The organism is Variovorax sp. PAMC26660 (genome assembly GCF_014302995.1).
GTDB lineage: Bacteria > Pseudomonadota > Gammaproteobacteria > Burkholderiales > Burkholderiaceae_C > Variovorax.
In genome coordinates, this window is record NZ_CP060295.1 from 3,088,823 (window position 1) to 3,112,784 (window position 23,962).

Here is a 23,962-nt window from a genome sequence, read left to right on the forward strand (position 1 = left end):
TCTAACCATCAAGCTCGCGCTTGATCGACGCATTGCCGATCTTCTTTCGGCACAGCAGCCGGCGCGCGCCCGGCCCCACGGCCATGCCCAGGTCGAGCAGCAGCGCATCGCGCAAGCGGGCCGCCCCGTGGCGCAGCGACTTGTCGAGCGCATCGACCCTGGCGAACAGTTCGTCGAAGGGATCGCTGCCGTCGTTGCTGTCGATGCCATCGGGTCGCGGCCCCTTGGCATAGGCCTTCACCAGCAGTTCTTCTTCCAAGCCCGGTGTCGATGCGAAGAGCGTCGCGTGCGCCGCGATCCATGCGCGCATCGCTGCCACATTCACCGTGGCCGCATAGGTGCGCATGGCCGTTTCGCGATAGCTGTCGCCGAAGCCCTTGGTCTCTTCGCACAGGCGCAGTGCCGCATCGAGGCCTTGCCGCGCGGCCACCTGCTCGACCAGCAACTCGCGCGCATCGAGCAGCGTGTGGCGTTCCTTGCGCTGTTCGGATTTCTTGTGCTTGCGCAGAAAGTTATCGACATCGCCACGACGCGCGTATTCCATCAGCAGCACGCGGTCGGCCCGATGGGCCATGTCGGGGCGCAGGCGCGGCGTGATCTCCTGCTCGACGCGCGCCATCTCGCCTTCGATCGCGAGATCGGCTGCAATGTGCAGCAGCAGATGGTCGCGCAGGATGTCGTCGTCCACCTGCAGCGTCCAGGCCAGCATCTCGCTGGCGTCGAGGCCGGCCGTGTCGAACAGGACTTCGATGCGATCCTTCCAGCTCAGGCTGTCGCCGCTGCGGTTGCCTCGCAGCTGGTACATCATGCCGGCCCACGGCGTGCGATAGCCGCGATGGCCCAGGTAGCCGCAACCCAGCCCCTTGCCCGCGTAGGGCTCGGCAGCGAGCGCGTCGATCAGCGGCTGGATTTCAACGGCCAGCGCATCGAGCTGTGCTTTCTGCTCGGCGCTCGGGGAATAGCCGAAGGTGTTGTCGAGGGCGATCGCGTGAAGGCAGCGGGTGAGCGCGTTGTGAATGCGAGGGTTCATCGCCACGATGATAGAAGCGCGTCGTTGCCCGCACAGGACGAGCATCACGAGCGCGATGGCACCGGAACTGGCTCGCCCTGGCCGTCTGTCGGTCGTCTATCACACCTGCATAATTCCTGAAGAACTCCCTCAGAGCGCTGCATTGCCAACTTCCGACAACTCCCATGTTCGCGCGACGACGCCAACTCGCGCAAAGGCCGCACCTTCCACGCGCCCTCTTTTCGGGCGGGTGCGCGAGATTCTGGAGGCCGCGCGTGAGGGTGTAGCTCGGACAGTCAACACGACGCAGGTTGCCGCCAATTGGTTGATCGGGCGCGAGATCGTCGAGGAAGAACAGCGCGGGCAGCGGCGCGCCGGCTATGGCGCAAAGCTACTTGCCGAGCTGTCCGCTCGCTTGAACACGGAATTCGGTCGCGGCTACTCGGTGGACAACCTTGAGGCGTTCCGGCAGTTCTATCTTGACTACCCGCAATTGATTTCCGAGACGATGCCTCGGAAATTTCCCGCGGCTCAAGTGTTGCCCCTGCAGCCGATTTCCGCGACACCGTCTCGGAAATCGACAACCGAGCCGGACTGGCTGCCCGGTGCGCTGCATCCTTCTCTTTCCTGGAGTCACTACCGACAGCTCTTGCGCGTGACACGGCTGGAAGCACGCGCTTTCTATGAGATTGAGGCGATCCGAAATGCATGGTCGGTGCGCGAGTTGCAGCGCCAGACGGCGAGCCTGTTGTATGACCGCCTGGCGAAGAGCAAGGACAAGAAGGGCTTGATGCGGCTGGCAACGCACGGGCAGGAGGTGACACAGCCTCTCGATGCATTGAAAGACCCGGTGGTGATCGAATTCCTCGGGCTGCCCGAATCCCCGAGGCTCGTGGAGTCGGCGTTGGAGCAGGCGTTGATCGACAACCTGCAGACCTTTCTTCTCGAGCTGGGCAAAGGCTTCGCATTCGTGTCACGGCAGGAGCGCATCACGATCGATGGCGACCATTTCTATATCGACCTGGTTTTCTATCACGCGGTGCTGAAATGCTATGTACTGATCGACCTCAAGGTTGGCAAGCTGACTCACGCTGACCTCGGGCAAATCCAGTTCTACGTGAACTACTACGATCGCGAGCGTCGCACCGAAGGCGACAACCCGACATTGGGCGTCATTCTGTGCCCCGACAAGAACGATGCAGTGGTGAAGTACACCTTGGGCGAGCAACAGGAACGCAACATCTTCGCCAGCCGCTATCAGTTGCATTTGCCGACCGAGCAGGAACTCGAGCGGGAATTGCGCCGCGAAATTCGCCAACTGTCGACGGCAGCGCCAGCCCGCGCACCCGCAAAAAAGAAGGCGAAACGAGGCGCATAAAAAGAAGACGGCACCGGAAGGTGCTGCGTGGTGCTTCGGTCAAAGAACGGCTGATGCAGTATCAGAGCGTTCATGCGCGCGCGGCAGCACAAGGAACGCGAGCGTCCCCGCCGCCAGCATCCCCGCCACCGTGAGGAACACCGCGCGAAACGGCTCGACGCCATGCGCCACCGCCCACGACGCGGCCACGCCCGTCGTCCATTGCATCAACGACACGCCCAGGAACATCGCCATGTTCATCAGCGCCATCGCGCGCCCCGTCATGGCGGCTGGGTAGCCATTCTTGGTGTACGCGTACTGCAGCACGCTGTAGCCGGAGAGAAGGCCGTAGATGATCGGCAGGCCGATATCGACCACACGCGAATGCGTCAGCGCCATCGCCGCGAACATCAGCGCGCCGGCGCAGGCGCAGCCCATCATCCAGCGGGGGCGCCGCGTGGCGCCCGGGTCCATGCGGCCGAACAGCATCGGGCTGATCATGCCGGTGACGGTCATCACCAGCGCCACGTTGCCGCTGGCGACGAGCGACAGGCCGTGGCGGTCGTGCAGCACCGGCCCGAGCCACAGGCCGCGCAGCGTGATGAAGGCCGCATACGAGACGCAGGCAAAGCACAGCAGGCCCAGCGTGTGCGGCATCGCAAACAGCGGAAGCAGTTCGCGCACGGCCTTGCGCAGCGACTGGCGTTCGGTCGGCGCCGACTGCGGCGCTGCGTCCACCGCGCGCGCCGGTTCGCGCACGCGCCAGAAGATGACGATCCACGAGAGCACCGCGAACGCGGCCAGCACCGCATAGCCGGCGCGCCAGGAGGCGGCCTCGATCAGCAGCGCCAGCGGCGTGCCGGTGAACACGATGCCCAGGCCGGCCATGCTCATCACCAGCCCCGACATCGCGGTGAAGCGCGAGGCGTCGAAGTGCCGCGCGATGAACACCGTGCAGGCCAGGAACGCCGGCGCGCAGCCGACGCCGATCAGCGCCTGCCCGAGCAGCAGCATGTGAAAGCTCGATGCCACCGCGCACAGCGCAGCGCCCGCGATGGCCAGTGGAAAGGCGGTGAGCACCGTGCGCCGCACGCCGAACATGTCGATCGACACGCCCATCGCGAGCTGCATGATCCCGAACATGAAGTGAAAGGTGCCCGCCCATGTGCCGAGCTGCTGGGGCGACAGGCCGAAGTGGCTGCTGAGCGGCGTGGCCATCATGGCGCCGACGGTGCGGAAGGCCTGGCTCAGCGCGAAGGCGCTGGCAAGGGCCACGAGCATGGCGGCCGCGGAGGTCGACCAGCGCGGCGGGGGCGGCGATGCCGCGTTCGTGTTCATCGAAAGGGGAGGAGCTGAAAGAAGAAGGGGGGCGGCACGAATGCTAATGGCATGCCGCGCTTCATGCAGAACGGCGCCCTCGGGCGCCGTTCGTTCGGTCAACCCCGGCAGGGTGCCGGGCCGATGCGCGTCAGGGGATCAAGCCTCGCCCTTGACCTTCAGGCGCCATGCATGCAGCAGCGGCTCGGTGTAGCCGCTCGGCTGCTCGATGCCCTTGAACACCAGGTCCTGCGCCGCCTTGTAGGCCGCCGAGGTCGTGAAGTGGCCGGCCATCGGCTGGTACAGCGCGTCGCCCGCGTTCTGCCCGTCGACCACCTTCGCCATGCGCTGGAAGGTCTCGTCGACCTGCGCCTTGGTCACCACGCCGTGCAGCAGCCAGTTGGCAATGTGCTGGCTGGAGATGCGCAGCGTCGCGCGGTCTTCCATCAGGCCGACGTTGTGGATGTCGGGCACCTTCGAGCAGCCCACGCCCTGGTCGATCCAGCGCACCACGTAGCCCAGGATGCCCTGCACGTTGTTGTCGATTTCCTGCTGGCGCTCTTCGGCGGTCCACTTGGCTTCGGGTGCGATCGGCACCTGCAGCAGCGCGTTGAGGATGTTGTCGCGCTCTGCGTCGGCGTCGATCTTTTCCAGCTCCTGCTGCACCGCGGTCACGCTGACCTGGTGGTAGTGCAGCGCATGCAGCGTGGCGGCGGTGGGCGAGGGCACCCAGGCGGTGTTGGCGCCGGCCTTGGGGTGCGCGATCTTCTGCTCGAGCATGGCGGCCATCAGGTCGGGCATGGCCCACATGCCCTTGCCGATCTGCGCCTTGCCGCGCAGGCCGCACGACAGGCCGACCAGCACGTTGTTCTTTTCATAAGCACCGATCCACGCGCTGGACTTCATGTCGCCCTTGCGGATCATCGGGCCGCCCTGCATGGCGGTGTGCATCTCGTCGCCGGTGCGGTCGAGGAAACCGGTGTTGATGAAGGCCACGCGCGCGGCGGCTTCGGCGATGCAGGCCTTCAGGTTGATGCTGGTGCGGCGCTCCTCGTCCATGATGCCCAGCTTCACCGTGTTGGCGGGCAGGCCGAGCAGTTGCTCGACGCGGCCGAACAGCTCGCTGGCGAAGGCCACTTCGGCCGGGCCGTGCATCTTCGGCTTGACGATGTAGATGCTGCCGGTGCGCGAGTTGCCCTTGCGCTTGAGGTCGATGGTGGCAATGGTGGTGGTCACCACGGCATCGAGGATGCCTTCGGGGATTTCCTTGCCGCCTGCGTACAGGATGGCCGGGTTGGTCATCAGGTGGCCCACATTGCGCAGGAACATCAGCGAGCGGCCATGCAGCTTCACGGGCTGGCCGTTGGCGCCGGTGTATTCGCGGTCGGCGTTCAGGCCGCGCGTGAAGGTCTTGCCACCCTTGGCGACTTCTTCGGTGAGCGTGCCTTCGACGATGCCGAGCCAGTTCGAATACGCGACCACCTTGTCGGCGGCATCGACCACGGCCACCGAGTCTTCGAGGTCGAGAATCGTGGAGAGCGCGGCTTCGAGCACGAGGTCGCTCACGCCGGCCGCATCGGTCTTGCCGATGGCGGTGCTGCGGTCGATGCGGATGTCCAGGTGAATGCCGTTGTGCTTGAGCAGCACGGAAGACGGTGCGGCTGCATCGCCCTGGTAGCCGATGAACTGCGTGGGGTCGGCCAGGCCGGTGCTGCTGCTTTGCAGCGCGACGACCAGTTGGCCGTCTTTCACGCTGTAGCCGGTGGCGTTCTTGTGCGAGCCGTTGGCCAGCGGTGCGGCCTGGTCGAGCACGTTGCGCGCGAACGCGATGACCTTGGCGCCGCGCACGGGGTTGTAGCCCTTGCCCTTTTCGGCGCCATCGGTTTCGGGAATGGCATCGGTGCCGTAGAGCGCGTCGTACAGCGAGCCCCAGCGTGCATTGGCGGCGTTCAGTGCATAGCGCGCGTTGAGGATGGGCACCACCAGTTGCGGGCCGGCTTGCAGCGCGAGTTCGGAGTCGACGTTCGCGGTCGTGGCCTTGGCGCCCTTGGGTTGCGGCAGCAGGTAGCCGATCTTCTCCAAGAAGGCGCGATAGGCCGGCATGTCGGCGATAGGGCCGGGGTGGGCCTTGTGCCAAGTGTCGAGTTCGATCTGCAGGCGGTCGCGTTCGGCGAGCAGCGCGATGTTCTTCGGCGCGAGGTCGCTGACGATGGCGTCGAAGCCCTTCCAGAAGACCTCGCTGGCCACGCCGCTGGCGGGCAGGACCTTGTCTTCGATGAAACGGTAAAGCTCGGTCGCGACCTGGAGTCCGTGGGAGGGGGTGCGGGCAGTCATGTTTTTCTCTCCTAGAGAACGCAATGCTGAAACTTGAAAACGAAGGATGGCTGAACTTTATTCGATACTTTGCTGGTGAGTAAGAGTCGAAAGCGGGATTTATCAGTGACAAAAATGAAGGTAATCGGCGTAAGGGCGCCGTTCCGCTCAAAGGGTAGGCCCTGATGGGGAGGTCTTCAACGCGGGATATATTTAACTTCTTAAATAAATCCACGCCTGCCGCAATGATCCTCCTGGCCTCCAACGAAAACCCCCTCGGCATGCCCGAATCGGCCCGCCGCGCGGCAGCCTCCGCCCTCGAAGGTGCGGGCAACTACCCCGATGCCAACGGCACCGCGCTCAAGAACGCACTCGCCGCAAAGCTCGATGTGCCGCCCGAATGGCTCACGCTCGGCAGCGGGTCGAGCGAAATCCTCGAACTCACGGCGCAGGTGAGCCTGAAGCCGGGCGAGGGCGTCGTCTATTCACAGTACGGCTTCATCGTCTATGCGGCGGCCACGGCGCATGCCCATGCGCACGCCACCGTCGTGCCCTCGCGCGATTTCGGGCATGACCTGGACGCGATGCGCGCGGCCATCGGCGACGACACGAAGCTGGTGTTCGTTGCCAACCCCAACAACCCCACCGGCACCTTCATCGATGCTGCGCCGCTGCTGGCCTTTTTGCAGTCGGTGCCCGCGCATGTGACGGTGCTGCTGGACGAGGCCTACACTGAGTACCTCTCGCCGGCGCAGCGCTACAACAGCATCGAATGGGTGCGGCGCCTGCCCAACCTGATCGTGGCGCGCACTTTCTCCAAGGCCTTCGGGTTGGCGGGTCTGCGCATCGGCTATGGCGTGTCGCAGCCGGCGTTGACGGCGCGCATGAACGCGCAACGCCCGCGCTTCAACGTGACGACGCCGGCCCAGGCTGCAGCCGTGGCCGCATTGGCCGACGCCGAATTTCTCGCGCGCACTTATGAACTGAACGCCGCCGGACGTGACCAGCTCGCGGCAGGTTTCACCGAACTGGGCCTGACGTACATCCCCTCTTCGGGCAACTTCCTGACGGTGCAGGTCGGCGACGGCCAGGCGGTGCACGCGCGCCTGCTGGCCGCCGGCATCGAGGTCTCGCTGCTCGCCACCTACGGCCTGCCGCAGTGGCTGCGCATCAGCATCGGCCTGCCGGCGCAGAACAAGGCCGTGCTGGCCGCGCTGCGCGGCTGACCCGTTCACGCCTTCCGACAACCACCACCCGAGGAGACAAAGCCCATGAAACGCCGCCAGTTCGCAGCGCAGGCCGCTGCCGTCATCGCAACCGCGGCCATCGCGCCGATGGCTCTCGCGCAACAGGATCGCACGGTGCGCATCCTGGTCGGCTTTCCGCCGGGTGGGTCGGCGGACGTGGTGGCGCGTGTGCTCGCCGACAAGATGCGCGCGTCGCTGGGGCAGACCGTCATCATCGACAACAAGCCGGGCGCGGCCGGCCGCCTTGCGCTGGGCGAACTGCGGCGCGCGGCGCCGGATGGCAACACGCTGGCTTTTTCGCCCAGCGGCGCGATGGTGATTCACCCGTGGCTGTACCCGAACCTCGGTTACGACCCGGCGAAGGACTTCACGCCGATTTCGCTCGGCGGCACCTTCGACTTCGCGGTGACGGCCGGGCCCGGCGCGCCGCCCGGCGACCTCAAAGCCGTGCTGGCGTGGATGAAGGCTAACCCCGCCAAGGCCAACTACGCCACCTCGGGCGCGGGCACGGTGCCGCACTTTGCCGGCCAACTGATCGCGCAGGCTGCCGGCGTGCCGATGACGCACGTGCCTTATCGCGGCGGTGCGCCTGCCGCGCAGGACCTGATCGGTGGGCAGGTGCCGTTGATGGTCGACACCGCTTCCGAAACCATCGAGCACCACCGCGCCGGCAAGGTCCGCATCCTCGCGGTGACGGGAGACCAACGCAATCGTGCGCTGCCCGATGTGCCGACGCTGAAGGAGGCAGGACTCAATGTGACGGCCGACGCTTTCTTCGGGTTGTATGGCCCGCCGGGGATGTCGCCTGCCCTGGTCGCGCGCATCGACAAGGCCGTGGCCGATGCGATGCGGGCACCCGATGTGCAGGAAAAGATCTACGCGCTGGGGCTGGTTCCTACGCATGCGGGGCCGGCTGAACTTGCCGCGATTCAGGCCGCGCATCTGAAGCGCTGGGAAATGCCGGTCAAGAATTCGGGCTTCAAGGCTGACGCCTGAGACTGCTGCTGTCTGTCGTCTGTTCTGGGCGCTTGTGTTGGCGCTGCTGTTCAGGGCGTCGCTCACGCCGACACGGTGCTCTTTTTCGCGAATGTCCCCCGCTTCGCTCCTCCTTTGTTTAGCTAAAAAGAGCCCCGTATCGGCGTGAGCGCTCAGAGCGGTCGTTGATCTCAGGATCACCAGCAGCGTGCCTCTGTGCGAATGACGCCAGGTGCTCCCCGCAGCGAAATAAAGGAGGAGCGAAGCGGGGGACATTCGCGGAGGGGAGCACCTGGTGTCATTCGCACCCGCCCTGAATCGGCACGTACACCACGCACGCAGTTCAAACCTGCCCGCTGAGTTCCTTCGCCGCAGCGCGCACCGGCTCGACGTATCGCTCGTCATAGCGGTGCGTAGGCATCGTCAGCGTGACCGCTGCGGCGAGGCTGCCATCGGCACGAAACACCGGTGCCGAGATGCCGGCCAACTCGGCCGTGCGGTCGCCCACCAACGCGCAGTAGCCCTGCGCGCGAATGGCTTCGTACAGCTTGCGTTCCTTCGCGCCGCGCGGTCGTTCGGCCTCGGGTCCGAAGGCGATCAGCACGCGTGCGCCCGCGCCCCGGTCGTTGGGCAGCAGGTCGCCGGCGCGCACGTGGTCGCGCACCACATGCGATGAGTCGACCCGGAACTGGCACAGGCGCACCCAGCTGTCGCCCTGGTCCTGCCGCACGTGGTACGCCGCGCTCTCGCCGGTGGCGGTTGCGAGCGCACGCAGCACCGGCAACACGATGCCGTCGAGCGATTGAGAGGCCGCATAGAGCCCATGCAGCCGCGCGATTTCCATGCCCAGCGCATAGCGCCCGTCGTCCTGCCGGCGGATCAGGCGCGCATGTTCGAGCGACGCCAGCAGCCGCAACACCGTGCTCTTGTAGAGCTGCGTGCGCTCGGCGAATTGCGCGAGCGTCAGCGCCTCGTCGCCCGCCTGGAAGGTCGAGAGAAGACTCAGCGCACGGTCGACTGCGGCGGCACCGCCGGGGGCGGCATTGAGGTCGGAAACCGATTCGGTCTGGGCTTTGCGGGGCATGGCTTGGGCTTGACAGTGAAAGTCGACCGGCGGTTTAATTCTGTTTGGCGGAATTTAGTTCTGTCTAATAGAACTGTCAAGCGATTCGAGCCGGATCGCTGCAAGGAGACAAATTCAATGACATCCCCCGATGTCCTCATCAGCGAGGTCGGCCCGCGCGACGGCCTGCAATCGGTTAAGGCGACCATGCCCACGGCCGACAAGCTGCGCTGGATCGACGCGCTCTACGCGGCCGGTGTGCGCGAGATCGAGGTCGCGTCCTTCGTGCCCGCGAAGCTTCTCCCGCAGATGGCCGACGCCGCCGAGGTGGTGCGCCATGCGATCACGCTGCCCGGTCTCGTGGTGATGGCGCTGGTGCCCAACCGCAAGGGCGCGCAGGCCGCGCTGGAGGCGGGCGTGCACAAGCTCACGATGCCAGTGTCGGCCAGCGTGGCGCACTCGCTGGCCAACGTGCGCAAGACGCCGACGGAGATGGTCGAGGAGGTGCGTGCCATCGCCGAACTGCGCCGCGCCATCGCGCCGCAAGTGAAGCTCGAAGCCGGCATTTCCACCGCCTTCGGTTGCACGCTGCAAGGACTGGTGCCGGAAGACGACGTGATCCGCCTTGCCGCGCAATGCATCGAGGCCGGCGCCGACGAATCGGGACTTTCCGACACCGTGGGTTATGCCAACCCCGCGCAGGTGCGTCGCCTCTTCAAGCGGCTGCGCGCCGAGATCGGCCAGCATGCGGGCGCCGCCCACATGCACAACACGCGCGGCCTTGGCCTTGCGAACTGTCTGGCGGCATGGGACGAGGGCGTGCGCACCTTCGATTCGTCGCTCGGTGGCCTCGGCGGCTGCCCGTATGCGCCCGGCGCGTCGGGCAACGCGGTGACCGAAGACCTCGTCTTCATGTTCGAGGCGATGGGTGTTCGCACGGGCATCGACATTCAAAAACTCATCGCGGCGCGCGCGCCGCTCATGGCCGGCCTGCCCGGCGAACCGGTCTACGGCATGACGCCCGAAGCCGGCCTGCCCAAGGGCTTTGTCCAGGAAAACAACGCACATGTCTGAAGCCAACACATCGCCGAATCCGCTGCCGTACGCCGGCATCCGCGTCGTCGAGTTCACCCACATGGTGATGGGCCCGACCTGCGGCCTGCTGCTGGCCGACCTCGGTGCCGAGGTCATCAAGGTCGAGCCCATCGAGGGCGACAACACGCGTCGGCTGCTCGGCTCGGGCTCGGGCTTCTTCCCGACCTTCAACCGCAACAAGAAGAGCATCGCGCTCGACCTGAAGAAGCCCGAAGGCGTGGAAGCCGCGCTGCGCCTGATCGCCACCGCCGACATCGTGAGCGAGAACTTCAAGCCCGGCACGATGAAGAAGCTGGGGCTCGACTACGACACGCTGGTCAAGCTCAACCCGCGCCTGATCTACGTGAGCCACAAGGGCTTCCTGCCCGGCCCGTACGACCATCGCACCGCGCTCGACGAAGTGGTGCAGATGATGGGCGGCCTGGCCTACATGACCGGCCGCTCGGGTGATCCGCTGCGTGCGGGCACCAGCGTGAACGACATCATGGGCGGCATGTTCGGCGCCATCGGCGCAATGGCCGCGCTGCGTCAGCGCGACCTCACGGGCAAGGGCTGCGAGGTGCAGTCGGCGCTGTTCGAGAACAACGTGTTCCTCGTCGCGCAGCACATGATGCAGTTCGCCGCCACCGGCAAGGCGGCCGACCCGATGCCCAGCCGCATCTCGGCCTGGGCCGTGTACGACGTGTTCACCGTGAAGGACGGCGAGCAGATCTTCCTTGCCGCCGTCAGCGACAAGCAGTGGGCCATCTTCTGCAAGGCCTTCGGCCTCGAAGAGATGCTGGCCGACCCGCGCCTGAAGACCAACAACGACCGCGTGCTGGCGCGCGACTGGATGATGCCGATCCTGCGCTCGCATCTGGCGGGCCGCAGCGCGGCCGAACTCAGCGCGGTGTTCGAAAAGAACGAGCTGCCCTTCGCGCCCATCACCAAGCCGCAGGACCTGTTCGACGACCCGCACCTCAACGCCACCGGCGGCCTGGCGCCGGTGCGCATGAACGACGGCAGCACGGCCAAGGTGCCGCTGATGCCGTTCACGCTCGACGGCGAGCGGCCGGGCATCCGCCTGCAGCCGCCGCACATCGGCGAGCACAGCCGCGAGTTGCTGAAGGAAGTGGGCTACAGCGACGCAGAGATCGCCGCCCTCAAGACACACCACATCACCCTCGGAGACTGACCCCATGTTTTCATTCACACGGCGCGCCTTGCTGGCTTGCGCCGCAGCCGCTGCATGCCTTCCCGTCATCGACGCCATCGCCGCGGACACCGCCGCCTGGCCCGACAAGCCGGTGCGCCTCGTCGTGCCCTACACGCCGGGCGGCGCCACCGACATCGTGGCGCGCCTGATCGCGCAGAAGCTCATCGACGACACCAAGTGGACCTTCATCGTCGACAACCGCGCAGGCGGCAACGGCAACATCGGCATGGACGTGGTGGCCAAGTCCAGGCCCGACGGCTACACCGTCGGCTTGGGCCAGACCGCCAACCTGGCGATCAACCCGACGCTGTTCCCCAAGATGCCGTACGACGCGCTGAAGGACCTGGTGCCGGTGTCGATCGTCGCCTCGCAGCCTGTGGTGCTGGTGGTGCGGGCGGACGCGCCGTTCAAGTCGCTGGCCGACCTGGTCACGGCCGCCAAGGCCAAGCCCGGCGAGATCAAGCAGGCGCTCGCCGGCACCGGCACGCTGGGCCACATGGCCGGCGAAGTGCTGGCCAAGCGCGCCGGCTTCAAGGTGCTCAACGTGCCGTACAAGGGCGCCGCGCCCGCCATCACCGACCTGCTCGGTGGCCAGACCGACTACATGTTCGCCACGCCGCAGGGCGCGCTCGCCATGGTCAAGGGCGGCAAGCTGCGCGCGCTGGCCGTCACTTCGGCCAAGCGGCTGCCGGTGATGCCCGAGGTGCCGACCGTGGGCGAGAGCTACAAGGGCTTCGAGGCGGTGGACTGGAAGGCCATCGTCGTGCCGGCCGGCACGCCCGCCGACATCGTGAAGAGGCTCAATGCCGCGATCGACCGGGCGCTGGCCAAGCCCGCCACCATCTCGCAACTGCTGGCCGAGGGCAGCACGCCCGGTGGCGGCAGCCCGGAGCAGGCGGCGCAGTACATCCGGTCGGAGCATGCGCGCTGGGGCGCGGCAGTGCGCGAGGCGGGTGTCCAGCCCGAATAAGCGCCGCCGCCCCGCCAGCGGGCGATATAGTTCCGGCCCCATGGACCGCCTGAAGCAACTCGAATCCTTCGTCTCGGTCGCGACGCGTGGCGGGCTCACCGCCGCGGCCAAGGCCGAGGGCGTGGCGCCCGCGATCATGGGGCGTCGCCTCGACGCGCTCGAAGAGCGGCTGGGCGTCAAGCTGCTGGTGCGCACCACGCGCCGCATCACGCTCACGCACGAGGGCAGCGCCTTCCTCGAAGATTGCCAGCGCCTGTTGACCGAGTTCGCGAATGCCGAAGCGAGCGTGAGCGCCGGCGGCATCAAGGCCAGCGGGCATTTGCGCGTGACGGCGCCGGCCGGCTTCGGCCGTCGCCATGTGGCGCCGCTGGTACCGCGCTTTCATGCGCTGCATCCCGAGGTGACGATCTCGCTCAATCTCAGCGACCGCGTGGTCGACGTGACCGGCGAGAGCTTCGATTGCGCGGTGCGCGTGGGCGACCTGCCCGACTCGTCGCTGGTCAGCGTGCGGCTGGCCGACAATCGCCGGCGCTGCGTGGCAACGCCCGAATTCATCCGGCGGCACGGCATGCCGCGGCACCCCGGCGAACTCACGCGCTTTGCCTGTCTCACGCTGTCGAGCGATGCCTCGCAGACGCGCGGCTGGGCCTTTCGCATTACCGCCGAGGGCGGCGCACAGGATCTGATCCATCTGCGCCCGAGCGGACCGCTCGATTGTTCCGACGGACAGGTGCTGCACGACTGGTGCCTGGCCGGCCACGGCATTGCGTGGCGCAGCACCTGGGAGGTCGAGGCCGAGATCGATGCGGGCCTGCTGGTGCCGCTGCTCGACGACTTCGCCGCGCCGCCCAACGGCATCTACGCGGTGTTCGCAGGCGCCAAGCACCTGCCGCTGCGGGTGCGACTGTGGCTTGATTTCCTCAAGGCGCAGTACGGAAACCCGGAATTCTGGGGAGGCAGGGCGTAGGGTGCTTCAGTGGCGGCACAATCTGTTTGCATTTGCAACTCACTGAGAAGAAAGCCATCGATGACGCTCGAAGCCATCCTCGCGTACCTGCACTTGCTGGCCATCCTGACGATGGTTGTCTTCATTTCCAGCGAAGCCGCGCTGTGCCGGGTGCAGTGGCTCAATGCCGCGGTGGTGGAGCGGCTGGCCAAGATCGACATGGTCTACGGCATCGCGGCCATCGCGGTGCTCGCGACCGGCATCGCGCGCACCTGGTGGGGCGTGAAGGGCACGGCCTGGTATTGGACCAACCCGCTGCTGCACGTGAAGCTGGGGCTGTTCATCATCGTGGGCGTGTTGTCGATCTTTCCGACGCTCACTTACTTCCGCTGGCGCAAGACGCTGCGCGCCACCGGCAAGCTGCCGCTCGAAGACGACATCAAGAAGACGCGCAAGCTGGTGATGGTGCAGGCGCACCTGATCGCGCTGATTCCACTGGTGGCCGTGTTCCTCGCGCGCGGTTTCGGCAAGTAAGCAAGCCGGCCCATGAAAAAGGCCCGCACGCGGCGGGCCTTCTTTCTTGCGCCAGATTCAGCGCAGCGCGGTGTCAGCCCTTGGCTGCATCCGCTTCGCACTTCTTGATGAAGCTGTTCTTGGCGGCACCGGCCAGGGCCTTGCCGTTCTTGTCGATGGCCTTGGTCGCGCAAGCGGGCGCCGCTGCAGCCTTGGTTTCCTTCTCGCACTTCTTGATCGAGCTGGCCTTGGCGGCGCCAGCCAGGGCCTTGCCGTTCTTGTCGATAGCCTTGGCGTCACAGCTTGCGCCGGCGGCGGGTGCGGCCGCAGCGGCGGGGGCTGCTGCCGGTGCGGCGGCCTTGTCTTGAGCCTGCGCGGCGCCGAAGGAAAGGCATGCGCCCAGAACGACCAGGGAAAGGAGCTTCTTCATGATGGGATGTGTCCTTGCAAGGTTGGTTTGACAGGAGCCCCTCCTCGGGGCCGACCATCCTAACGGGCCAGGACAACGATCGGATGACCAACGTTAACTGTCCCCGGGTTTGCCCCCGGTAAAATTCACGGATGCTATTGGTCAAACAAGAGTTGCTCGCGGCGCTCGCGAACACGCTCGAATCCCTCTCGCCCGGCGCTGGCCCCAAAGCCGCGTTCGAGTCGCCCAAGGTGGCAGCGCATGGCGATTTCGCCAGCACTGCCGCGATGCAGCTCGCCAAGCCGCTGGGGCGCAAGCCTCGCGAACTGGCCGAGCAACTGAGCGCTGCGCTGCTCGCCACCCCCGCTTTCGGCCAATGGGTCGAAGCCATCGAGATCGCCGGCCCCGGCTTTCTCAACATCCGTCTGAAGACGGCTGCCAAGCAGCAGATCGTGCGCGAGGTGCTGTCCGCCGGCGAAACCTTCGGCCAGCAGCCCGCCACTGGCGAAAAGGTGCTGGTCGAATTCGTCTCGGCCAACCCGACCGGCCCGCTGCACGTCGGCCACGGCCGCCAGGCCGCGCTGGGCGACGCCATCTGCAGCCTGCGCGCCTCGCAGGGCGAGAGCGTCTGGCGCGAGTACTACTACAACGACGCCGGCGTGCAGATCCAGACGCTGGCCAACAGCACGCAACTGCGCGCGCGCGGCTTCAAGCCCGGCGACGCCGAATGGCCCAGCGGCGAAAAGGCGCCGGCCTACAACGGCGACTACATCGCCGAGATCGCCGAAGACTTCAAGCAGAAGAAGACCGTCAAGTCGGAAGACCGCGAAGTCACCGCCACCGGCGACATCGAGGACATCGACGCAATCCGCGAGTTCGCGGTGGCCTACCTGCGCCGCGAACAGGACCTCGATTTGCAGGCCTTCCGCGTGCATTTCGACCAGTACTACCTGGAGTCCAGCCTCTACACCAGCGGCCGTGTCGAAGCCGCCGTGCAGAAGCTCGTGGCCGCGGGCAAGACCTACGAACAAGATGGCGCGCTGTGGCTGAAGTCGACCGACTACGGCGACGACAAAGACCGCGTCATGAAGAAGCAGGACGGCACGTACACCTACTTCGTGCCTGACGTCGCGTACCACATCGCCAAGTGGGAGCGTGGCTTTCACAAGGTCATCAACATCCAGGGCACCGACCACCACGGCACCATCGCGCGGGTGCGCGCCGGCCTGCAGGCTGCGGGCGAGGGCATCCCCGAGGGTTACCCCGACTACGTGCTGCACACCATGGTGCGCGTGATGAAGGGCGGCGAAGAGGTCAAGATCAGCAAGCGCGCCGGCAGCTACGTCACGCTGCGCGATCTGATCGAGTGGACCAGCACCGACGCGATCCGCTTCTTCCTGCTCAGCCGCAAGCCCGACACCGAATACACCTTCGACATCGACCTTGCGGTGACGAAGAACAACGACAACCCGGTCTACTACGTGCAGTACGCCCATGCGCGCATCTGCTCGGTGCTGGCGGGCTGGGGCGGAGACCGCGCCACGCTGGAGGGCGTCGATCTGTCGCCGCTCGAAAGCCCGGCGGCCCAGGCGCTGATGCTGCTGCTGGCCAGGTACCCGGCCATGCTCACGGCCGCGGCCAAGGATTTCGCGCCGCACGACGTCACTTTCTACCTGCGCGAACTGGCCGCCTGCTACCACAGCTACTACGACGCCGAGCGCATTTTGGTCGACGACGAGGCGGTCAAGCTGGCCCGGCTGGCGCTGGTCGCCGCGACCGCGCAGGTGCTGCACAATGGCCTCGCGATTCTTGGCGTCAGTGCGCCGAGCAAGATGTAAATCCCACCATGAAGAAGACAACCAGACAACGCGGCAACATCGTCATCGGCCTGATCATCGGACTGGTGCTCGGCCTTGGCGTCGCGCTGGGCATCGCGGTCTACGTGACCAAGGTGCCGATCCCGTTCGTGACCAAGACCCAGAAGGGCGGCGCCGAGCAGGACGAAGCCGAAGCGCGCAAGAACCGCGACTGGGACCCGAACGCGCCCTTGGCTGGCAAGGCTGGAGCCGCCAAGCCCGCGCCGACCGCCACCGGTCCCGTCAACCCCGTCACCGGCGAGCCGGCAACGACTGCCGTGACGCCGACGACCGTGCCACCCACGACCGCGCCGCCGGTGCCCGTGGTGGTGGCGCCCACCACCAAGCCGCCGCGCACCGCGCCCGTGCCGGCCGAAGCCAATGCGCTGCCGCCGTCGAACGATCCGCTGGGTGACCTTGCCCGCGCGCGCTCGGGTGGCGGCTCGGGCAGCACGACCACGGCCTCGGCCGCGCCGAGCAGCCACGCCAACAGCACGGCGACCTCCCCGGCGGCCGCCTCGGGCGCCGATCCGTTCATGTACTTCGTGCAGGCCGGCGCCTTCCGCACCACCGACGATGCCGAGGCCCAGCGCGCCAAGCTGTCGCTGATGGGCGTCGAGGCCAAGGTCACCGAGCGCGAGCAGGCGGGCCGCACGGTCTACCGCGTGCGCGCCGGCCCGTTCAACAAGAAGGACGACGCCGACCGGCTCAAGGAGCGGCTTGACGGCGGCGGCCTGGAGTCAGCCCTGGTCCGCGTGCAGCGCTGACAAGGTGTGAATAAACCTGCTGCGCGCCCCGATCTCGCACCTGCGGTCCTCACCGTACAGAGTACGGCTGCGGTCCTCGATGCAAGCTCGGCGCGCTCGCTACGGTTTCTTCACACCTTGTCGGCGGGGCGCCGCCACAAATAGCCTTTAAGCTTCGCCGCGCGGCGTTTGCCGCCACCATTCATCGCCTTGGGCGCGCCGTGAGCGGGGGAACTCCCCGCCGCGCACCGGCTCAGTCTGCCGTACCAACAGGAGAACCCTTTCAATGAAACGTCGTGACTTTTCGCTGGCCGCCACTTCGCTTGGGCTGCTGTCCCTGGCTGCCAACCCGGCCCACGCCCAGGCGCGCGCGCCCAAGGCCGGCACCGAGTATCTGGTGCTCGACAAGCGCGTGCCGGTCGATGCACCGGCCGGCAAGATCGAGGTGGTCGAGTTCTTCTCGTACAACTGCCCGCATTGCAACGACTTCGAGCCGGCGCTCGAAGCCTGGGTCAAGACAGCACCGAAGGAAGTGGCCTTCCGTCGCATCCCGGTGCCCTTCGTGGGCAACGACGTCGAAGCCAAGCAGCGCCTGTACTACGCGCTCGAAGCCATGGGCAAGATCGACGAATACCAGCCGAAGGTGTTCAACGCGATCCACGCACAGCGCCAGAACGTGAACGGCGACGCCAACATCATTGCCTGGGCAGCGGCGAACGGCCTGGACGGCACCAAGTTCAAGGAAGTCTTCACCTCGTTCGGCGTGGCCAGCAAGGCCAAGCGCGCCTCGCAGATGACCGACGCCTACAAGGTGGCCGGCGTGCCGGCCATGGCCGTGGCCGGCCGCTGGTATGTGGATGGCGAGACCGCCGGCAGCATGACCAAGGTGCTCCAGGTCGTCAATTACCTGGTCGGCGAAGCAAAGAAGGGCTGATCGGCCCTTTCCAGGCGCGGGGCACTTCGTGTCCGCGGCGCCTTCTTTCCACAGGGATGGCACCGGCGAACCGGCCCGATCGGTTTCAGGGTGTTTCCTGAATGGAACACAAGCTCGCTTTGGCGGGCTTTTTCATCGGCGATGGTGGGCTGCTGTAATCAGCCGCATACAATGCCGCAGAGCAAGTTTCGTGCCTCTATGACATTGCATTCTTACCCCATCACTTCCCTCCTCCGTCGCATCGGCCGCCTGGCCGCCAGCGCGCTGTTGCTGGCCGGTCTCGCCTCAGGCGCGCTGGCCGAGACCGCCGACCGCTCCAAGCCGATGAACATCGAGTCCGACGCGATGCGCTACGACGACCTGAAACAGACCAGCGTGTTCACCGGCAACGTGCTGGTCACGAAGGGCACCATCATCATTCGCGGCGCGCGCCTCGATGTGCGCCAGGACCCAGAGGGCTACCAGTACGGCGTGGTCACGGCGGCGCCTGGCAAGCGGGCGTATTACAAGCAGAAACGCAATGCGCCCGACGAGTGGATCGAGGGCGAGTCCGAAGTCATCGAGTACGACAGCCGCGCTGACAACGTCAAGTTCATCCGCAATGCCGAGATGCGCCGCCTGCTCGGCTCGACGCCGAACGACGAGAGCCACGGCGCCCTGATCGTCTACGACCAGAGCAACGACACCTACACGGTCAACGGTTCTACCGTGCCGCCGAACACGGCGGTCAACGCGTCGTCCCCGACCGGCCGCGTCAAGACCATCCTTACACCCAAGGCCGTCCCGGCGCCTGCAGCCGGCGCTTCCGCCCCGGCCGGCGCGAAGCCTGCGGCAGCGGCGCCCACCCCGGCCGCCGGCAAGGGCCTGCGTTCGACCACCACGCTCGGTGCCGAGGGAGAAACCCGAAAGTGATCGAAACCGCTGGAACCCAGGACGCCAACGGCAAGCCGGGCAGCCGCCTGGTCGCGCGCGGCCTGAAGAAGAGCTACGGCAGCCGCACGGTCGTCAAGGACGTCTCGCTCGACGTGCAGAAGGGCGAAGTCGTCGGCCTGCTGGGGCCCAACGGCGCCGGCAAGACCACTTCGTTCTACATGATCGTGGGCCTGGTGCGTGCCGACGCGGGCGACATCACGATCGACGGCGAGCCCATCGCCCACATGCCGATCCACCGCCGTGCCCGCATGGGCCTGAGCTACCTGCCGCAGGAAGCCTCGATCTTCCGCAAGCTCACGGTCGAGGAAAACGTGCGTGCCGTGCTGGAACTCCAGAGCGAGCCCGACGAAAGCGGCAAGCTCGTGTCCCTGTCGAAGCAGCACATCGAAGAGCGCCTGACCGAGCTGCTGACCGACCTGCGGGTCGACCACCTGCGCGATTCGCCTGCGCTCGCCCTGTCGGGCGGCGAGCGCCGCCGCGTCGAGATCGCGCGCGCGCTGGCCACCCAGCCGCGCTTCATCCTGCTGGACGAACCCTTTGCCGGCATCGACCCGATCGCGGTCATTGAAATCCAGCGGATCATCAGTTTCCTGAAAGAGCGCGGCATCGGCGTGCTCATCACCGACCACAACGTGCGTGAAACGCTGGGCATCTGCGATCACGCGTTCATCATCAGCGACGGGCATGTGCTGGCACAAGGCACGCCCTCGGAGATCGTCGACAACGCCGAAGTACGCAGGGTGTACCTGGGCGAACACTTCCGGATGTAGGGAGGGCGGCTTTCCCCATGAAGCAAGGGCTGTCCCTTCGCGTCTCGCAGCATCTCGCGCTCACACCCCAGCTGCAGCAGTCGATCCGTCTGCTGCAGCTCTCCACGCTCGAACTGAGCCAGGAGGTGGAGCAGATGCTCGACGAGAACCCGTTCCTCGAACGCACCGCCGAAGAAGCGGCGCGTGAGGAGTTCGGGCTCGATGCCGTCGACACGCCGGTCCAGCGCGACGAGGCAGGCGAAGCCGCCGAAAGCGAATTCGCCTCGGCGCCCACCAGCAGCACGAGCACCGCGTCCACCGAGACCAGCACCCCGGGCGAATCCGACGGCCCCGCCGCCGAGATCGCCGAGCGCGAGCCCGACTGGGAAGGCGACGGCACCGTCGACATGGCACCGGACGACAGCGAGTGGGGCAGCGATGCACCCGCGCGACAGAACAACCTGGGCAACGACGAGCGCGCCGACGCCACCGAACTCGCACGCAGCCAGGAGTCGCTGCAATCGTTCCTGCACCGCCAGGCGCTGAGCCTGCGCCTGAACGAAAACGACTGCGCCGCGCTGCGCTTCCTGATCGAGTCGCTCAACGACGACGGCTACCTCGAAGACTCGCTGCCTGCCTTGGCTTCGGGCCTCGCGGGCGACGACAACGATCAGTTCGACGACCTCGTGCACCACTTTCAGGTGGCGCTGGGCCTGCTGCAGAGCTTGGAGCCCGTGGGCGTGGGCGCGCGCGACCTGGGCGAATGCCTGGGCATCCAGTTGCGCGCACTGGCTGCCGAAGACCGCGACATGGACGAAGCGCAGGCGCAGGTCTACAAGATCGCCATTGCCATCTGCAAGCAGCCGATGGAGCTGCTCGCGCGACGCGACTTCAAGCGGCTGGCCACGCTCACCCGCAGCAACGAGGAGCTGGTGCGCTCGGCGCTGCAGGTCATTGCGCGGCTCGAACCCAAGCCGGGGCGCCGCTTTGTCGACGTCGAGCGCAACATCGTCATTCCCGACGTGATCGTCACCAAGACCGGACGCGGCACCGGCATCAAGTTTCGCGTCATGCTGAACCCCGAGGTGATGCCGCGCCTGCGCGTGCACGACATCTATGCTGGCGCGCTCAAGGCGCACAAGGGCGAGGGCAGCCAGGCGCTGTCGCAGCGTCTGCAGGAGGCGCGCTGGTTCATCAAGAACATCCAGCAGCGCTTCGACACCATCCTGCGCGTGAGCAATGCCATCGTCGAACGGCAAAAGAGCTACTTCGTGCACGGCGAACTCGCGATGCGGCCGCTGGTGCTGCGCGAGATTGCCGACGAACTGGGGCTGCACGAGTCGACCATCTCGCGCGTGACCACCGCCAAGTACATGTCCACGCCTTTCGGCACGGTCGAGCTCAAGTATTTCTTCGGCTCTGCGCTGGGCACCGAGACCGGCGGCAACGCATCGAGCACCGCGGTGCGCGCGCTCATCAAGCAGTTCGTGACCTCCGAGAGCATCAAGAAGCCGCTGTCGGACAGCCAGATCTCCGAGATGCTGAAGGAACAAGGCATCGAATGCGCGCGGCGCACGGTGGCCAAGTACCGCGAAGCGCTGCGCATCGCGCCCGCGAACCTGCGCAAAGCCCTGTAGAAGACCGCCAATGGCCCATCGCCCACGGAGCCGCCTGCTGTCGCGCTGTGGACGTTGGGTCTTTTTCCTGGCGGTGGTGTCGCTGTTCGCCGGCTGCGCCAACTTGCCCGACGAGGCGCCGCGCCCACCCACCAAGGCCATGGCCGCATCGACCGACACCGCGCTCGGCAAGATCGCGCTGGCTTCCCAGCCCGACCCCGATCTGAGCGGCTTTCGCCTGATGCCGGGCGGCGACTTTGCCTTCGACACCCGCATCCAGTTGGCGCGCCGCGCCCAGCGCACGCTCGACGTGCAGTACTACCAGATCGAGAACGACGAGACCGGCCGCTACCTGCTGCGCACCCTGCGCGACGCGGCCCAGCGCGGCGTGCGGGTGCGCCTGCTGATGGACGACCTCTACACCTCGGGCGAAGACGAACTGCTGCTCGGCCTGGCCGCCACGCCGAATGTCGAGCTGCGCCTGTTCAACCCGTTTCCGGCCGGGCGCGGCAGCCTGCTCAAGCGCTTCACTGCGTCGCTGTTCGATTTCGAGCGGGTCAACCGCCGCATGCACAACAAGCTGTTCATCGCCGATGGCGCGATGGCGGTGGCGGGCGGGCGCAACATCGGCAACCAGTACTTCACGCGCACCTCGGGCGAGAACTTCATCGACCTCGACACCTTCGTCGCCGGCGCGCTGGTGCCACGCCTGGGCAGCCTGTTCGACCAGTACTGGAACAGCGTCTACGTGCGGCCGATCCAGTCGGTGGTGGCGAGCGGCCTGTCGCGCGAAGAACTGCAAAAACGCTTCGATGTCGCCACCGGCCCTGCCACCACGCCGCCCCCGCCGAAGCCCGCGCCCAACGACCTGCTCGGCTACAGCCCCATGGTCGAAAACCTCGACGCCGGCAAGCTCGACCTGATCTGGACCACCGCCGAGGCCTACGCCGATTCACCCGACCGCGTGATCGGCAAGACGGCGTCGTACGGCGGCGTGCCGCTGCTGGACGTCGACAGCGTGCGCTACAACGTGGTCGAGCAGATGCGCCGCGCGCGCTCCGAAGTGACCATCGTTTCGCCCTACCTGATCCCGGGTGCCACGGGGCTCGATGTGATGCGCGAGATCCGCGGGCGCAACGTGAAGATCAGTGTCGTCACCAACTCGCTGGCCGCCACCGACGAGCCGCTGGTCCACACCGCCTACCGGCGCTACCGGCCGGACATGCTCAAGCTGGGCGTCGACCTCTACGAACTGAGTTCGACGCGCACGCGGCGCAGCGTGCGGCTGGGGCTGTTCGGCACCTCGATCGGGCGGCTGCACGCCAAGTCGGCCGTGATCGACCAGCGCATCCTGTTCGTCGGCTCGATGAATTTCGATCCGCGCTCCGAGTCGCACAACACCGAGATCGGGCTGTTCATCCGCAGCCCCGAGATGGCGCAGCAGACGCTCAAGCTGATCGACGTCCTCAAGCAGCAGGGCGCCTACCGGCTGCGCTTTGCCGAAGGCAGCGACGGCTCGCGCATCGAGTGGGTCAGCGAAGACGCCGGGCAGACCACCGTGCTCCACGAAGAGCCCGATTCGGGCTTCTGGGACCGCACCATGCTCGAACTGCTGGCGCCGCTCACGCCCGAGAGCCTGCTGTAGACGCCCCCGGCGTTCAGCCGCCGCGCACGGCCGACCAGACCAGCCGCAGGCCCAGCAGGCCCATCACGCCGCCGGCCGCCCGGTCGATCCAGGTCTTGTAGCGCAGGTAGGCCGAGCGCGGCGCTGCCGAGGACAGCGCCAGCGCGACGATGGTGTACCAGCCGGTCTCGATGCAGAAGATGACCGCCGGCACCGCCAGCGCCAGCACCAGCGGCACCTCGCGCGGCAGGAAGGCCGCGAAGATGCTCGCGTACACCACCGCCGTCTTGGGGTTGCTGACCTGCGTGGCCAGGCCCAGCAGGAAGGTGCGCCCGCCCCGGCCCTGCTGGCGCGGGGATGTGCCGGCGTCCTGCGCCACGTCCAGCGGCTGTCGCGCGCCGCGCCAGATCCGGATGCCCAGGTAGATGAGGTAGGCGCCGCCAAAACCCTTGATGGCCAGATACAGGCCGGGCACCGCCAGGAACGCGGCCTGCAGGCCGGCCATCGCGGCGATCGCGAAGACCATGCCGCCCGCGCCCATGCCCAGTGCCGCCGCCAAGCCGTCGCCGCGCGAGGCCACGGCGGTGCGCGCCACCATGACGAAACTGGGGCCCGGGCTCATCGCGCCCACGGCCATGGCGCCGGCGATGCCGAGCAGGGAAAGGGTGTTGTCCATCGGGTCTGACTCCTGGGATGCCTTGAAAAGCGCGAACAGCGTGCAGAAATGCACGTTGATCGGAGATTGAAAAGTAAACTATAAGTAGTACTTTGATATCTTTTGTTTTACATTTTCTGCATCGGACTACCGCGGTGCAAAAAATGAAAAATCTTCTACTCCTCGCTGTCTGGGCCATGGTCCTGTCGTTCCTGCTGAGCTTTTTCTACTGGAACGATGCACCGCTTTCCGAGCAACTGATCTTCGGCGCGGTGATGACTGTTGTCACCGGTGCCTGGATGCTTGCTTTGCTGAATCTTCCGCGTGCGGTCATCGCCGTTCGCCAGCGGCTGAAGTCGTCCAGGGCCAGCGCGGGCCACCTCGGACGGAACGCCCGCAAAAGCGTCGTCAGGTAAGCAACGCCCCGCGGGCACGCCGGG

22 protein-coding genes are annotated in these 23,962 nt (G+C 66.5%); 16 read left to right on the forward strand and 6 right to left on the reverse strand.

Features of this window, described 5'->3' with window-relative positions:
* Position 1: 1 nt before the first annotated feature.
* Entirely contained in the window at positions 2–1,030 is a 1,029-nt protein-coding gene (locus H7F35_RS14830; protein WP_187113585.1) for a hypothetical protein, read from the reverse strand.
* 55 nt (positions 1,031–1,085) lie between these two features.
* On the opposite strand from H7F35_RS14830, the gene H7F35_RS14835 reads away from it, so the two are divergent.
* Complete coding sequence (locus H7F35_RS14835) at positions 1,086–2,387, forward strand: YhcG family protein (protein ID WP_187113586.1); 1,302 nt, start codon at positions 1,086–1,088, stop codon at positions 2,385–2,387.
* Positions 2,388–2,426: 39 nt separating this feature from the next.
* Here H7F35_RS14835 and H7F35_RS14840 read toward each other — a convergent pair whose 3' ends face one another.
* Both H7F35_RS14840 and H7F35_RS14845 read right to left on the reverse strand, forming a co-directional pair.
* Positions 2,427–3,704: an MFS transporter gene (locus H7F35_RS14840; RefSeq protein ID WP_187113587.1), complete on the reverse strand. Its 1,278-nt coding sequence runs from the start codon at positions 3,702–3,704 to the stop codon at positions 2,427–2,429.
* 138 nt (positions 3,705–3,842) lie between these two features.
* The gene (locus tag H7F35_RS14845; RefSeq protein ID WP_187113588.1) at positions 3,843–6,017 is read right to left on the reverse strand and encodes a malate synthase G; all 2,175 of its coding nucleotides are present in this window, start codon (positions 6,015–6,017) and stop codon (positions 3,843–3,845) included.
* A gap of 224 nt (positions 6,018–6,241) precedes the next feature.
* Between H7F35_RS14845 and hisC the strand changes: the two genes are divergently transcribed.
* Positions 6,242–7,222: a histidinol-phosphate transaminase gene (gene hisC, locus H7F35_RS14850; protein WP_187113589.1), complete on the forward strand. Its 981-nt coding sequence runs from the start codon at positions 6,242–6,244 to the stop codon at positions 7,220–7,222.
* 45 nt (positions 7,223–7,267) lie between these two features.
* Complete coding sequence (locus tag H7F35_RS14855) at positions 7,268–8,239, forward strand: Bug family tripartite tricarboxylate transporter substrate binding protein (RefSeq protein ID WP_187113590.1); 972 nt, start codon at positions 7,268–7,270, stop codon at positions 8,237–8,239.
* A 322-nt stretch (positions 8,240–8,561) separates the two neighbouring features.
* On the opposite strand, the gene H7F35_RS14860 is transcribed toward H7F35_RS14855, so the two are convergent.
* Positions 8,562–9,302, reverse strand: a complete 741-nt coding sequence (locus tag H7F35_RS14860) for an IclR family transcriptional regulator (protein WP_187113591.1) — start codon at positions 9,300–9,302, stop codon at positions 8,562–8,564.
* Between the two features lie 117 nt (positions 9,303–9,419).
* Between H7F35_RS14860 and H7F35_RS14865 the strand changes: the two genes are divergently transcribed.
* From H7F35_RS14865 to H7F35_RS14885, 5 genes are read left to right on the forward strand one after another with little or no spacing between them, the layout of a single operon-like run.
* Positions 9,420–10,355 (forward strand): hydroxymethylglutaryl-CoA lyase, encoded by a 936-nt coding sequence (locus tag H7F35_RS14865; protein WP_187113592.1) that lies wholly within the window; start codon positions 9,420–9,422, stop codon positions 10,353–10,355.
* Positions 10,348–11,550 (forward strand): CaiB/BaiF CoA transferase family protein, encoded by a 1,203-nt coding sequence (locus H7F35_RS14870; RefSeq protein WP_187113593.1) that lies wholly within the window; start codon positions 10,348–10,350, stop codon positions 11,548–11,550. The genes H7F35_RS14865 and H7F35_RS14870 overlap by 8 nt, the downstream gene beginning before the upstream one ends.
* 4 nt (positions 11,551–11,554) lie before the next feature.
* The gene (locus H7F35_RS14875) at positions 11,555–12,541 is read left to right on the forward strand and encodes a Bug family tripartite tricarboxylate transporter substrate binding protein (RefSeq protein WP_187113594.1); all 987 of its coding nucleotides are present in this window, start codon (positions 11,555–11,557) and stop codon (positions 12,539–12,541) included.
* A 40-nt stretch (positions 12,542–12,581) separates the two neighbouring features.
* Entirely contained in the window at positions 12,582–13,508 is a 927-nt protein-coding gene (locus H7F35_RS14880) for a LysR family transcriptional regulator (protein WP_187113595.1), read from the forward strand.
* Between the two features lie 60 nt (positions 13,509–13,568).
* Positions 13,569–14,021, forward strand: a complete 453-nt coding sequence (locus H7F35_RS14885; protein WP_187113596.1) for a DUF2214 family protein — start codon at positions 13,569–13,571, stop codon at positions 14,019–14,021.
* Positions 14,022–14,094: 73 nt separating this feature from the next.
* Here the strand turns inward: H7F35_RS14885 and H7F35_RS14890 are convergent, their stop codons facing one another.
* On the reverse strand, positions 14,095–14,430 hold the full coding sequence (locus H7F35_RS14890; protein WP_187113597.1) for a hypothetical protein: 336 nt from the start codon (positions 14,428–14,430) through the stop codon (positions 14,095–14,097).
* Positions 14,431–14,561: 131 nt separating this feature from the next.
* On the opposite strand from H7F35_RS14890, the gene argS reads away from it, so the two are divergent.
* The 7 genes from argS to H7F35_RS14925 all read left to right on the forward strand — a co-directional run bounded on the left by argS (position 14,562) and on the right by H7F35_RS14925 (position 22,888).
* Positions 14,562–16,247 (forward strand): arginine--tRNA ligase, encoded by a 1,686-nt coding sequence (gene argS / locus H7F35_RS14895; protein ID WP_187113598.1) that lies wholly within the window; start codon positions 14,562–14,564, stop codon positions 16,245–16,247.
* Between the two features lie 8 nt (positions 16,248–16,255).
* A complete protein-coding gene (locus H7F35_RS14900; protein ID WP_187113599.1) occupies positions 16,256–17,032 on the forward strand; it encodes an SPOR domain-containing protein in 777 nt (258 codons plus the stop codon).
* Positions 17,033–17,297: 265 nt separating this feature from the next.
* Positions 17,298–17,945: a thiol:disulfide interchange protein DsbA/DsbL gene (locus H7F35_RS14905; RefSeq protein ID WP_187113600.1), complete on the forward strand. Its 648-nt coding sequence runs from the start codon at positions 17,298–17,300 to the stop codon at positions 17,943–17,945.
* A 198-nt stretch (positions 17,946–18,143) separates the two neighbouring features.
* The gene (gene lptA, locus H7F35_RS14910) at positions 18,144–18,857 is read left to right on the forward strand and encodes a lipopolysaccharide transport periplasmic protein LptA (RefSeq protein ID WP_187113601.1); all 714 of its coding nucleotides are present in this window, start codon (positions 18,144–18,146) and stop codon (positions 18,855–18,857) included.
* A complete protein-coding gene (lptB, locus tag H7F35_RS14915) occupies positions 18,854–19,648 on the forward strand; it encodes an LPS export ABC transporter ATP-binding protein (protein WP_187113602.1) in 795 nt (264 codons plus the stop codon). Before lptA ends, lptB begins: the two co-directional genes overlap by 4 nt.
* 17 nt (positions 19,649–19,665) lie before the next feature.
* Positions 19,666–21,264, forward strand: coding sequence for an RNA polymerase factor sigma-54 (rpoN, locus tag H7F35_RS14920; protein WP_187113603.1), 1,599 nt, complete (start codon positions 19,666–19,668; stop codon positions 21,262–21,264).
* 10 nt (positions 21,265–21,274) lie between these two features.
* On the forward strand, positions 21,275–22,888 hold the full coding sequence (locus H7F35_RS14925; RefSeq protein WP_187113604.1) for a phospholipase D family protein: 1,614 nt from the start codon (positions 21,275–21,277) through the stop codon (positions 22,886–22,888).
* Positions 22,889–22,901: 13 nt separating this feature from the next.
* Here H7F35_RS14925 and H7F35_RS14930 read toward each other — a convergent pair whose 3' ends face one another.
* The gene (locus H7F35_RS14930; protein WP_187113605.1) at positions 22,902–23,543 is read right to left on the reverse strand and encodes a LysE family translocator; all 642 of its coding nucleotides are present in this window, start codon (positions 23,541–23,543) and stop codon (positions 22,902–22,904) included.
* Between the two features lie 134 nt (positions 23,544–23,677).
* Between H7F35_RS14930 and H7F35_RS14935 the strand changes: the two genes are divergently transcribed.
* A complete protein-coding gene (locus H7F35_RS14935) occupies positions 23,678–23,938 on the forward strand; it encodes a hypothetical protein (protein ID WP_187113606.1) in 261 nt (86 codons plus the stop codon).
* The last annotated feature ends 24 nt before the right edge of the window (positions 23,939–23,962 follow it).

Bases quoted from the DNA above. Each gene is read 5' to 3' on its own strand.
- H7F35_RS14830 (WP_187113585.1), bottom strand. From the start codon at position 1,030: ATGAACCCTCGCATTCACAACGCGCTCACCCGCTGCCTTCACGCGATC.
- H7F35_RS14835 (WP_187113586.1), top strand. From the start codon at position 1,086: ATGGCACCGGAACTGGCTCGCCCTGGCCGTCTGTCGGTCGTCTATCAC.
- H7F35_RS14840 (WP_187113587.1), bottom strand. From the start codon at position 3,704: ATGAACACGAACGCGGCATCGCCGCCCCCGCCGCGCTGGTCGACCTCC.
- H7F35_RS14845 (WP_187113588.1), bottom strand. From the start codon at position 6,017: ATGACTGCCCGCACCCCCTCCCACGGACTCCAGGTCGCGACCGAGCTT.
- hisC (WP_187113589.1), top strand. From the start codon at position 6,242: ATGATCCTCCTGGCCTCCAACGAAAACCCCCTCGGCATGCCCGAATCG.
- H7F35_RS14855 (WP_187113590.1), top strand. From the start codon at position 7,268: ATGAAACGCCGCCAGTTCGCAGCGCAGGCCGCTGCCGTCATCGCAACC.
- H7F35_RS14860 (WP_187113591.1), bottom strand. From the start codon at position 9,302: ATGCCCCGCAAAGCCCAGACCGAATCGGTTTCCGACCTCAATGCCGCC.
- H7F35_RS14865 (WP_187113592.1), top strand. From the start codon at position 9,420: ATGACATCCCCCGATGTCCTCATCAGCGAGGTCGGCCCGCGCGACGGC.
- H7F35_RS14870 (WP_187113593.1), top strand. From the start codon at position 10,348: ATGTCTGAAGCCAACACATCGCCGAATCCGCTGCCGTACGCCGGCATC.
- H7F35_RS14875 (WP_187113594.1), top strand. From the start codon at position 11,555: ATGTTTTCATTCACACGGCGCGCCTTGCTGGCTTGCGCCGCAGCCGCT.
- H7F35_RS14880 (WP_187113595.1), top strand. From the start codon at position 12,582: ATGGACCGCCTGAAGCAACTCGAATCCTTCGTCTCGGTCGCGACGCGT.
- H7F35_RS14885 (WP_187113596.1), top strand. From the start codon at position 13,569: ATGACGCTCGAAGCCATCCTCGCGTACCTGCACTTGCTGGCCATCCTG.
- H7F35_RS14890 (WP_187113597.1), bottom strand. From the start codon at position 14,430: ATGAAGAAGCTCCTTTCCCTGGTCGTTCTGGGCGCATGCCTTTCCTTC.
- argS (WP_187113598.1), top strand. From the start codon at position 14,562: ATGCTATTGGTCAAACAAGAGTTGCTCGCGGCGCTCGCGAACACGCTC.
- H7F35_RS14900 (WP_187113599.1), top strand. From the start codon at position 16,256: ATGAAGAAGACAACCAGACAACGCGGCAACATCGTCATCGGCCTGATC.
- H7F35_RS14905 (WP_187113600.1), top strand. From the start codon at position 17,298: ATGAAACGTCGTGACTTTTCGCTGGCCGCCACTTCGCTTGGGCTGCTG.
- lptA (WP_187113601.1), top strand. From the start codon at position 18,144: ATGACATTGCATTCTTACCCCATCACTTCCCTCCTCCGTCGCATCGGC.
- rpoN (WP_187113603.1), top strand. From the start codon at position 19,666: ATGAAGCAAGGGCTGTCCCTTCGCGTCTCGCAGCATCTCGCGCTCACA.
- H7F35_RS14925 (WP_187113604.1), top strand. From the start codon at position 21,275: ATGGCCCATCGCCCACGGAGCCGCCTGCTGTCGCGCTGTGGACGTTGG.
- H7F35_RS14930 (WP_187113605.1), bottom strand. From the start codon at position 23,543: ATGGACAACACCCTTTCCCTGCTCGGCATCGCCGGCGCCATGGCCGTG.